We start from the raw sequence: 11436 nt of genomic DNA, 5'->3' as shown, positions 1-11436 counted from the left end.
AATTGGTTAACATAAAGAATTTGCCCAAGGTTGTGATTACCTCGGGCATTAATTTCAATATAGTTGCTAATTTCTCTAAAGGTAGAACGAAGCACGGAATCGTTTGACATGTCACTCGGTTGCTTAGTCAACGTACGGAACATCTTACGGAAGAAGAACGACAAAAAAATACGAGAGTGGTGTCAAGAAGACGCTCCATTACATCGCTTGTACCAATCGCTTCAACATCTTCGTTACGTACTCAAAAGTGAAACGAAGAAGCAAACAGACATTCGCCTTAAGCAATGGTTCGATCATTATCTCTTTAACGATTGTGCTGCAGTAAAAAGTATTGCCAAAACGCTTGTCACTCGACGAGAAGCATTACTTTTGCGTACCCTTTTCTCTTATTCGAACAGCATCATGGAAGGGACAAATAATAAATTAAAACTGATCAAACAACGGGCATTGGATATCGAAACATCCAACGATTTGCATTGCGCGTTCGGTTAGAAACAGGAAGCATATCTTAGTCATAAAAAAGGCTGACTGAAAGGCCGCTTTTAGCGGCCTTTTGAGTCAGTCTCCTTCTTTTTTACCTTTTTTACTGTAAAGCCTTAATATGTTTAATAATCTCTTCATAAGGAACATTACTTATACCGCTGTAATATTTCACGATTTTCCCTTGCTGATCAACAAGGTAAAAATCGGTACCGTGAATCACTTGATCGCCTTGTTTTGGCTTTTGTACAATAGCTTTAAAGTTTTTTCGGGCAAATGTTTCGATTTCTTCCTGACTGTAACCAGTAAGGAAGTGCCAATTTGACAAATCGGCATTAAATTTTTTCGCATATTCTTTTAACTTTTCCGGTGTATCTACTTCTGGATCAACACTAAAGGATACAAATTCGACATCAAGTCCTTCCTCTTTCACCATATCCTGCAACTTCGCCATATTCGCTGTCATTGGCGGACAGACGGTTTCACAGTTGGTAAAAATAAAATCAGCGACCCATACTTTTCCTTTTAAATCTGACAAGCCAAATGACTGACCATTTTGGTCCGTAAATGTAAAATCATCTACCGGCCAATTTTTGGCGTCCGGAATCGTTTTTCCGCACGCGGCTAGCAATACGATGGAAAGAAGAAGCAACATTCGTTTCATCTTTACCTTCACCTATCCTCTCTCTTCGTTCGTATCATACATGATCCTGAGTACTCCGGATCTGATATAAATCGAAATAATCGGCGTCATCTCGACAATATCGATATGCGAATATCCCGTCGCTTCTATAAGCACCTGTTTCAGCCGTTTCAGTCATGCTTGCGTATAGCATGGACAATCGCCACCGCCCGCGAGGAACTTTAGCTTGTCCATAAATTGATAAGCTGAAGTTTCTTTAGTGAGTTTTTTCACTTTACAATTACTTCGTTTTTAGGCATATTATGCATTCCTCTAGCCGTTGTGTGTGAAATGACATAGTACTTCCCTGTTTCTTTAAAGACATAAGTAGCCTTGTATTCACCATTTTTAGCGTGTTTCGCTTCAATTTTTTTATGTTGGTCTTTCGTTTGTCCTTCCTTCCAAATTTCAAATGTGACTTCATCAGCATCTTCTACTTTTTCTGTTCCTTGAGTAACAGTGGCGACTAATTCCACCTCTTTATTGACTTTTATAGTCTCTGGAATTGTTTTAAATTTTACTTCAATCAATTCTGGGGCTTCTTCTTTTTCCTGACTACACCCTCCAAGTACAAAAAGGCTTATTAAAGCCACCCCGAATAACTTTTTCATTTTTAACACTATTGAAAACCTCCTTAAGTAAGTAATGTCTTATATTATTTTACTTCATAAAATGGCTTTGTTCTGTTATGGAATGTGGCTAAAAACCAACAATAAAGAAATTTCCATGCACAATACAATATTATTAAATGAATATATATTCATATATAAAATATCACTGATTGTATGTAAAATATAAAGGCTACAAAATGGCGAATGGGCGAATGAATTGTTGCTATCTGACAGAATAAAAGTGGTTCTTACATAATCTTGGTGAATAGGAAAGGACTAATTAAGAAAATTAGTGTGTAAATTGGAATTTTTTAGCTTATCATTCTCAATTAATATCGACTTTTCACCAAAAGAACGTAAGAACCATAAAAGTACATAAGTCGGCGGCGTAAAAGTGCAGAATAGCCTCCATAAAAAAGAGCCTTGCCAGTTATCCCAATATCGATTACTCTCCTAATGCTGCGCTATGACAATACAGATCGTCCTAATGGTCGGTAAAATTGGCAATGAATATTACCATATCCTGTTCTTCTTTGTGTCATCTTATTATAAGTGTTGATTATCCAGCATTTTACCATTAAAACATTTCGATAAAACATTACCACTCAGAAGGTTGTGACAATGCAGCAGTTTCCAATTTTTCTTTTTCCTTCTCTTTTCGGTACCATTCCCTAAAGGCGAAAAAGAGCATTATGCCATAAATAATTTCTTGAATAATTTTCATTAATATCCCGCCAAGCTGCTGATCGTAAAGAAGCGGAACGGAAAAGAACATCTCTGGTCCTGTTAAATCAAGAGAAGCTAATGTATCGGCAGGAACGCAAAGAGCAAGCGACTTCAACCACATTTGCGGATCGTAATAAGTTGCATATAGCGGTTTCCCCGCAAAAATAATTAAGGCGCACGCCGGAGTTAATAAAGCGCCGTCTGCAAAAATATAGCCTATTTTCTTAAGGCCGCTAAGAGACTGCCAGCCCGGCATTTTATTAAGGAGAGGCCACCACATCATCCATGCAGCGATAAAAATCATCGTGGTAATTACCGCATGATAAAGCGCATTGCTGTTCGCTAAGTCAAAAATAAATGGAACGTGATAAAATGAGAACAAGCTGTTAAATAAAACAACCGCAACAAGCGGCTTTGTCAAAAGCGTTACTGCCGCCTTTAATGGCCGAATTTCGAAAAGCCTCTCAAACAACCAATTTGGTATTCCTAAAATAAGTAATGGTGGAGCCATAAAACTTAATATTGCCATTTGTATCATATGTGCGCTAAAAATCAAACGACCAAGCAAATCAACCGGCGAACCGAGAGAAATATAAAGAAATACAATACCGGTGACAAAATATGCTTTCTGCTTGCGCGTTGGCGGTCCTTCCTTTGTAAAACGAGTTCTCCAAGGCCCAACAATCATAAAATACAGACACGTAATCAACAATAGAAATGCAAGGAAATAAGGACTCCATAACGCAACAAAACCAAACATGCTTAAAGATGCCATCCTCATATCACCTCAATTCTTTCTCTTTTCATTATGATACACACCTATTGTTAAGCGCTATCAATCAACCAGCTTGTACATATGAAAAACTCAGCTTAGTAACGTCAAACTCGGAATTTGGACAGTGGAATACGGTATTCGAAGATAAACGTTTAACCGCCGCCATCATTGATTATTTCATCATGCCCATATTCTGACCTTTAATATAAAAACAATATTAAGTTTATGTCCAATATACATAAACCATATAGAATTCTGTCAATGTACACTTGATATTCCAATTTTACCATAAATATAACAATTATATTATTTTTATCAAAGTAAAAGATAATAAGATTATCTCAGACTGGAAAGCTCGGCAAATAGCCGAGCTTTTTGTCATTGTCATTTTTATTGTCAAAACAACAAAAATTCTTATCTTATTATGTTACTATTGATTCCCGTTAGCCACCCATGCATCGCTTCGCGACATCACAGATGATGGAAGTTCATTCGTTCTTCCATAGGAGTTGATTAAAGAAATATCTTTATCATGAAAAAAGGATAACCAAATGGCATCCCTTACATTTTTTGAACACAAAGTTTATTCTTTAACTTTTAGCAATCGCATGCTGTTTAATGTTACGATTAATGTTGCTCCCATATCGGCAAATATCGCTAACCAAAGTGTTAACCAGCCAGGTACAATTAACAGTAACGCCAATGCCTTAATGCCCAAAGAGAAGGTAATGTTTTGCTTAATAATTGCTAAAGCTTTTCGGCTCAATTTAATCGTATATGGCAACTTACTTAAATCATCAGACATTAAAGCAATATCGGCTGTTTCGAGGGCTGTATCGGTTCCAGCACCGCCCATCGCCACACCAACGGTTGCGGCTGCAAGAGCTGGTGCATCGTTCACACCATCCCCAACCATTGCGACGCTTTGATACTTGTCGCGAAGCTCTTTAATGAAATTCAGTTTATCTTCTGGAAGTAAATCGGCTTTAATATCGGAAACGCCGACTTGTTTTCCGATGGCTTCGGCTGTTCTTTGGTTATCTCCTGTCAGCATCACCGTTTTTTCAATACCGACTTGATGCAGTTTTCGAATAACCTCTTTGGATGATTCTCTTATTTCGTCTGCCACGGCAATTAACGCCAGAATTTCTTTTTCCGTTCCTAACGCCATGACCGTTTTCCCTTGTGTTTGAAGATCTGTAATTTGTTCTTTTATTTTTGATTGGATACCATTTGGAAGAAGTTCTTCAAAAAGACCTGGACTTCCGACATAATACATTTCGTTATTTACTTTGGCTTTTACACCTTTACCTGTAATGGATTGGAATTCTTCAACCGATACATCATTAAAATTCAATCCATCTTCTTCTGCTTTTCTTATAATGGCGGAAGCAAGTGGATGTTGTGAGCCTTTTTCAATGGCTGCTGTAAACAGACCGTCAAGGGATCAGTTTTGTTGTCGAGCTTGTGGGTACGCTGCCCCTGCCGACAACGTGGCTGCGGAAAACATCCGCAGGGCTGCTGTCAACCAGCCGAACGCGGCAGCCAATTAGGCTAGTTGCAAGCCCACGGCTTTAGCCGTTGGGTAGTTGACAGCTGCTCATTATTTCCCATGAACGAAAAAAGAGGCGGCTCCAAAAGCGTTTTTTGGAGCCTGCCTCCTTTTTATCAGCTTTCTAATAGAAGGTCTTCTGGATTTTCGATCAAGTCTTTTACCGTTTTTAAGAAGCCGACTGCTTCTTTTCCGTCAATAATTCGATGGTCATATGATAGCGCCACATACATCATTGGGCGGTTCTCGATTCGTTCTTCGTCAATCGCAACCGGACGAAGCTTGATCGAATGCATGCCTAAAATACCAACTTGCGGTCCGTTAAGAAGCGGAGTAGAGAAGAGCGAACCGAATACCCCGCCGTTTGTAATGGTAAACGTTCCTCCTTGCAAATCGCTTAGCGATAGTTTATTGCTGCGCGCTTTTGCCGCCAATTCAGCAATATCTCTTTCGATTTCGGCAAAATTTTTCCGATCGCAGTCCCGCACCACTGGAACGACTAAGCCTTCGTCCGTTGAAACAGCAACCCCAATATCATAGTATTTTTTCAAAATAATTTCGTCACCTTGAATTTCGGCATTCACATAAGGATATTTTTTCAATGCTGCCACAGCTGCCTTCACGAAGAAAGACATAAATCCAAGACGCACGTCGTGTTCTTCGAAAAATTTATCTTTTTTCCGTTTTCGTAATTCGATGACAGCTGACATATCAATTTCATTAAACGTTGTCAACATCGCCGTAGATTGTGTCACTTCTAATAAGCGTTTAGCAATTGTCTGGCGGCGGCGCGACATTTTTTCACGGATCACTGGCTTCCCATCATCTTGCTTCACTACTGATGGAGTCGGTTGCTGAACCGGTGTTGTTAGGGTTGCTTGTGGTCTTGATTGTTGTTGCGCAAATGACTCCACATCTTGTTTACGAACCCGTCCTAACGGGTCAACGGTAGGAACTTGCGCCAAGTCGATTCCTTTTTCTCTCGCGATTTTTCGCGCCGCCGGTGAAGCAATCGGACGCTGCGTCGGCTGACTAGCCGATAACGGCTGTTTTTCGATTTCCTCTGCTTGCACGTTTGTCGCTTGTAGGTTTTCTGGTGCTGCTTGTTTTGGTTCTTCTTGATTGCTAGGCGCAGCTTCCTGTCCTTCGCCGATCACTGCAATAGCCTGGCCTACTGCGACAGTGTCGCCTTCGTTTGCTAAAATTTGTTGCAATACTCCTGATTCCTCAGCCATGATTTCTACATTCACTTTATCTGTTTCCAATTCGCAAATCGATTCACCTTTTTCTACATGATCACCAGGTTTTTTCAACCATTGCGCAATGGTCCCTTCTGTAATAGATTCTGCTAATTCTGGAACTTTGACTTCAGCCACGTTGATGCCCTCCTCAAATCTTGCATTATTGCTCTTTTTTCGTTAATGCACATTGAATAATACGCTCTTGCTCTTTTCGATGAACGACAGGATCACCTTCTGCAGGGCTTGCCCGTCTGCGTCTGCCAATGTAGCTTACATCTACTCCTTCTGGAGCAATTTCACGCAATCTCGGTTCGACATAACACCAGCTTCCCATGTTTTGCGGTTCTTCCTGAACCCATACAATTTCCTTTACGTTTGGATAGCGAGCAAAAATTGCTTGGAGTTCTTCTTTCGGGAATGGGTACAATTCTTCTACGCGCACGACGTGAAGCCAGTCTAGCCCTTCCATTTTGTTGATTTGTTCTGCCAAATCAATCGTCAATTTTCCAGTGCTTAAAATAATTCTTTCTACTTTTTCACGGTTTTCGCCAAGTCCCTTTTGTTCAAGCACAGGATGGAATTGACCATTCGTAAACTCTTCCGCATCAGATGCCGCTAACGGATGGCGCAACAAGCTTTTTGGCGTCATCAGCACTAATGGACGAACTTCCTCCCGCTGTAAAATACTGGCTTGTCGACGCAAAATATGGAAATATTGAGCGGCAGTTGACAAGTTGGCTACCGTCCAGTTATTTTCCGCTGCTAGTTGTAAAAACCGTTCTAAACGACCGCTTGAATGTTCCGGACCTTGTCCTTCATACCCGTGTGGAAGCAACATAACAAGACCGGATTTTTGTCCCCATTTCGCCCGTCCAGATGAAATAAACTGATCAAACATCACTTGTGCCATATTCGCGAAATCGCCAAATTGTGCTTCCCATAAAACGAGCGTTTCCGGCGCAAAGACGTTATACCCATATTCGTAACCAAGCACTGCCGCTTCTGTCAGCGGACTATTGTAAACAACGAATGAAGCGTTCGCATCGCTAATATGGTGAAGCGGAACAAATTCTTTACCTGTTTTCATATCATGCAACACAAGATGACGTTGGGCGAACGTACCGCGCTGTGAATCTTGGCCAGTAAGACGGATTGGAACACCATCACGCAAAATTGTTGCAAAGGCAAGAATCTCCGCGTGCGCCCAGTCAATTTTCCCTTTGCCGTCAAACACGCCTTCACGGCGCTTTAAGATGCGTTCTAACTTATTAAATACATGGAAATCAGAAGGAAACTGCAACAGTTCTTTATTCAATCGGCGCAATACATCTTTTTCTACCGATGTTTTTACAAATGGCAATTTGCATGCTACCGGTTTCGGCGGATCCATGATAAAATCAAGTTTTGACTCATCTTTTGGAACTTTTTCATACGCGATTTTCAATCGTTCCGCAACTTCTCGTTCCATCTCTTCTACAGCTTCTTTAGTAACAATTCCTTTTTCAATCAACTTTTGCGCATAAAGTTGACGAACGGTTGGATGTTGTTGAATAATGCTATACATTGTTGGGTTTGTCGCCATCGGTTCGTCCATTTCGTTATGACCAAAACGGCGGTAGCCAATTAAATCGATAACAAAATCTTTTTTAAAACGCTTACGATAGGCAAACGCAAGGTTCGCCGCTGCTAAACATGCTTCCGGATCGTCGGCATTCACATGCACAATCGGTATTTCAAAACCTTTTGCAATATCAGATGCATATTTCGTAGAACGAGAATCATGGCTTTCTGTTGTGAAACCGATCATATTATTCGCAATAATATGAATCGATCCGCCTGTCTGATATCCTTGCAAACGGCTTAAGTTTAGTGTTTCGGCTACAATTCCTTGCCCAGGAAATGCCGCGTCTCCGTGAATCATAATAGCAAACGACGAATCGGTATCTTGAGACGGCACGCCCGCGTTCGTGCGATCCTCTTGAGCAGCACGCGTAAACCCTAAAACAACAGGATTAACCACTTCTAGATGGCTTGGGTTGTTTGCCAATGTAATTCTCATCGTATGCTCATTTTTGTTTCGAAGACGGCGAGCTGCCCCTAAATGATATTTCACATCTCCCGTCCAGCCATATGTAATCGCTACCGATCCTTCCGACGGAATGAAATCTTTGCTTTCCGCATGTTGGAACTCAGCAAAAATCATTTCATATGGCTTTCCAAGGACGTGAGCAAGCACGTTTAAGCGGCCGCGATGCGCCATGCCGATATTAACCGCTTTCACTTCTTCTTCAATGGAATTGCGGACAAGTTCGTCTAATAGTGGAACCATCGAATCTAATCCTTCGATCGAGAAACGTTTTTGGCCGACAAACGTACGATGAAGGAACTTTTCAAACCCTTCCACTTCCGTAAGGCGGCGGAGCAACGCCACTTTTTCCTCGTTTGTCAGACTTGGGTAATATGCTCCTGATTCAATTTGGGTAATTAACCAATTTCTTTCTTCTAAGTTATGTACTTGTGAAAATTCGAAAGCGATTTTATCCGTGTATATTTTCCGCAAATGGTTAATGGCATCCAATCCATTTTTCACATGCGCAGGCGCATGCGGACAAATAAATGCGACAGGAATTTGTTTTAAATCATCTTCCGTTAAATCAAATTCGCTTAATTCAATACGGTGCGTATCTTTATTTTGGGTATTTAATGGGTTGATATCTGCTGCTAGATGGCCATAATGGCGAATTTTATCAGCTAGTTTTACAGCAGCAACAAGTTTGCTGAATATGGTTGGATTCTCAGGAAGCCGGAACGTTTGATAAGTTTTTGCGACACTCCCACTATGCTCAAACCGTTCTGCTTCCGTTGTCGGTGCTCCCCACTCCTTAAACAATTGTTTCAATTCGGGATCTACGCTGTCCGGATCCTCTAGATACTGCTCATACATTTCCATCACGTATCCAAGGTTCGGGCCATAAAATTGACTCCATGGTTCTGCGTAGTGCATCGTTTGCTTTGTCATTATGAAAAACCTCCAACTATTTCATTCATTTGGGATGATTGCGAGCCGGCTTCGCACGCATAGCGTAAATACGAAGCGGAGATGATACCCGCTCACATCCATGTTCCCAAATAGACAAAGAAATAACGTTATAAACGTTTTCAATCTATATTTTAACATTATTATTCATTAAAATCGATGATTAAAAACTAAAAATCATCACATAATACTTATTTTTTTAAATTGAGTTTAAAAACATAAGAAAAAAAGCGGCAACACATATGTATTGCCGCAGAATGATCAAATGGAATAAGCAAAGACTATAGTTTAAACTTTTCGACTAATTTTTGTAACTGCCGTCCCATGTCACTTAATTTTTCTGCCGATTCCGTCACTGTACTCAATGCTTGCAGCTGATCATCAGCTGATGCTGCCACTTCCTCTGTAGCTGCTGCAGATTGCTGAGCGATGGCAGAAATATTTTGCATTGCTTCGATCACAACATCTTTGCTTTCGTTCATCCGGTTTGCTTCATCTGTAATATTAGCAACAGCCGCCGTTAATTCTTCCATCATTGCCGTAATTTTTACAAATGAATCCCCTGTTGTATGGACAGATTGTTGCTGTTGTTCGTACATATCTTTAGAATAACTAACCGCTTGCATCGCTAGATCGACTTGTTGTTGAATCATAGCGATCGTTTGACGAATTAGCTCTGTTGCTTTTGCTGATTGTTCCGCTAACTTACGCACTTCTTCCGCTACAACGGCAAATCCTTTTCCATGTTCTCCTGCTCTTGCCGCTTCGATGCTGGCATTTAAAGCGAGTAAATTCGTTTGTCCAGAAATAGCGGTAATCGTTTGGATCACTTCATCAATTTGTTTCATTTTTTCTACTAAGTCGTTCATCACTTTTTCAACCGCCAATAGTTCTTTTTTCGCCTCATCCGATTTTAATTGCAGCACATTTAAATTTTCAAGCCCGTTATAACTAGCTTCTTTTGTTTCATTCGATAATGTTTGCATATTTGCCGCCGATTGCGTAACTGTTTCAATCTGCTTCGAAAGCGCTGTAGTTCGTTCATTGATCGTATCTAAATCGCTTGCTTGCTCTGTCGTTCCTTTCGCAATATCGTTAATGGCGCTTGCAACTTGTTCGCTTGTCGCCATTGTTTCCTCAGAAACAGCGCTGAGATGATCAGCGGAAGCCGCTAGTTCTGCTACTGATTCATTGACTTGGTGGATCAGCGCCCGCATTTGTGAAATCATCTGATTAAAATGATTCGCTAATTGTCCGATTTCATCTTTTGATTTTACTTGAACGTGCACCGTTAAATCGCCTTCCGCCACTTTTTCCACTTGGTGTTGAAGTGCAACTACCGGCTTAACGATGGAGCGGGCGAGAAAATAAATAGCGATGATGCCAATAAGTACAGCCACAATCGTAATGATCATCATTTTTGTGGCAATCGATCGACTGACAGCAAATAAATCTTTCTCTTTATATACGGTGCCAACTTTCCATCCTAGCTCAGGGATAGTCGTAAAATACATAAGGCGCTTTTCGTTTTCAAGCGTATATGTATATAAACCACTTTTATTTTTCAACATATGTTTGACAGCAGCGTTTTTCGACATATCTTTTCCTTTATATTGCGGATGCACAACGGCAATTCCATTTTGATCAACTAATACTGGATATCCATGATAGCCAACATCAATATTATTTACAATTTTTGCAACTTCATCTAATGTCATATCAATTCCTAGTACAGCAACAACACGACCACCTTCTTTTACCGCCTTGGCCAATGTAATAATATTCTTTCCCGTTATTGCATCGACGTAAGGCTCTGTCCAAACTACTTTGTCCGGATTTTCTTCCGCTTTTTTATACCATGGACGCGATGTTGGATCATAACCGTCAGGCAACTCAGCTGCCGGCGTCGTATACATTTTTTTATCAGCCGTTCCAATATAAGCAAGTTGAACATTTTCGTGGATTTTTAAAAACGTGCGAAATTCTTGGTCAAGCGCTGGCCATGAATGGCGATCTTTGATCATTTTCGCTACAACAGGTGATTCACTAAATTGCAGCAAACTATTTTCCTCGCTTTGAAAACTGTCACGAACATCCCCAACCGCCCTTTTTATAATGGATTGCGCACGTTTTTCAGCATCTTGCTGGATCATTTTTTTCGTTTCAACGACCCCGACAATCTGGGTAACCACTAATGAAACAATCATTAACAATGCCATTAATACGATGAGTTTCGTCCGCAATGTTTTGAACACAGCCAGTTTCTCCCCTTTATGTATCTCGTTTTTTGTCGAACCTTGTATTATTATAAAAGGGACTATCGTCGTGCGTC

General features: G+C 40.6%; 8 protein-coding genes and 2 pseudogenes. 3 read left to right on the top strand and 7 right to left on the bottom strand.

The window, feature by feature from the left end; genetic code table 11:
- Positions 1–108: 108 nt before the first annotated feature.
- Entirely contained in the window at positions 109–492 is a 384-nt protein-coding gene (locus tag B9L23_RS05315) for a transposase (RefSeq protein ID WP_089097005.1), read from the top strand.
- Positions 493–583: 91 nt separating this feature from the next.
- On the opposite strand, the gene B9L23_RS05310 is transcribed toward B9L23_RS05315, so the two are convergent.
- The 3 genes from B9L23_RS05310 to ctaG all read right to left on the bottom strand — a co-directional run bounded on the left by B9L23_RS05310 (position 584) and on the right by ctaG (position 3274).
- A complete protein-coding gene (locus B9L23_RS05310) occupies positions 584–1144 on the bottom strand; it encodes an SCO family protein (RefSeq protein WP_089097004.1) in 561 nt (186 codons plus the stop codon).
- Positions 1145–1392: 248 nt separating this feature from the next.
- On the bottom strand, positions 1393–1773 hold the full coding sequence (locus B9L23_RS05305) for a FixH family protein (protein WP_047819299.1): 381 nt from the start codon (positions 1771–1773) through the stop codon (positions 1393–1395).
- 598 nt (positions 1774–2371) lie between these two features.
- A complete protein-coding gene (ctaG, locus tag B9L23_RS05300) occupies positions 2372–3274 on the bottom strand; it encodes a cytochrome c oxidase assembly factor CtaG (protein WP_089097003.1) in 903 nt (300 codons plus the stop codon).
- Here ctaG and B9L23_RS21645 point away from each other — a divergent pair.
- Entirely contained in the window at positions 3217–3471 is a 255-nt protein-coding gene (locus tag B9L23_RS21645; protein ID WP_425439777.1) for an ATP-binding protein, read from the top strand. The two genes, ctaG and B9L23_RS21645, sit on opposite strands and share 58 nt — an antisense overlap.
- A gap of 386 nt (positions 3472–3857) precedes the next feature.
- Here B9L23_RS21645 and B9L23_RS05295 read toward each other — a convergent pair.
- Positions 3858–4703 (bottom strand): annotated as a pseudogene (locus B9L23_RS05295) (HAD-IC family P-type ATPase); the annotation flags it as partial.
- Between B9L23_RS05295 and B9L23_RS21640 the strand changes: the two are divergent.
- A pseudogene (locus tag B9L23_RS21640) lies at positions 4693–4827 on the top strand (RNA-guided endonuclease TnpB family protein); the annotation flags it as partial. The pseudogenes B9L23_RS05295 and B9L23_RS21640 sit on opposite strands and share 11 nt — an antisense overlap.
- Before the next feature lie 115 nt (positions 4828–4942).
- On the opposite strand, the gene odhB reads toward B9L23_RS21640, so the two are convergent.
- The 3 genes from odhB to B9L23_RS05280 all read right to left on the bottom strand — a co-directional run bounded on the left by odhB (position 4943) and on the right by B9L23_RS05280 (position 11359).
- Positions 4943–6202, bottom strand: a complete 1260-nt coding sequence (gene odhB, locus B9L23_RS05290) for a 2-oxoglutarate dehydrogenase complex dihydrolipoyllysine-residue succinyltransferase (RefSeq protein WP_062677454.1) — start codon at positions 6200–6202, stop codon at positions 4943–4945.
- 25 nt (positions 6203–6227) lie between these two features.
- Complete coding sequence (locus B9L23_RS05285) at positions 6228–9086, bottom strand: 2-oxoglutarate dehydrogenase E1 component (protein WP_089097002.1); 2859 nt, start codon at positions 9084–9086, stop codon at positions 6228–6230.
- A gap of 299 nt (positions 9087–9385) precedes the next feature.
- Positions 9386–11359 carry a methyl-accepting chemotaxis protein gene (locus tag B9L23_RS05280; protein WP_089097001.1) on the bottom strand — a complete coding sequence of 658 codons (1974 nt, stop codon included), beginning with the start codon at positions 11357–11359 and terminating at the stop codon, positions 9386–9388.
- Between the last annotated feature and the right edge of the window lie 77 nt (positions 11360–11436).

Origin of the sequence: Parageobacillus galactosidasius (genome assembly GCF_002217735.1) — a bacterium.
Lineage (GTDB): Bacteria > Bacillota > Bacilli > Bacillales > Anoxybacillaceae > Parageobacillus_B > Parageobacillus_B toebii.
Note: the sequence above shows the minus strand (reverse complement) of the source record. Positions and strands in the feature narration are given on the sequence as shown.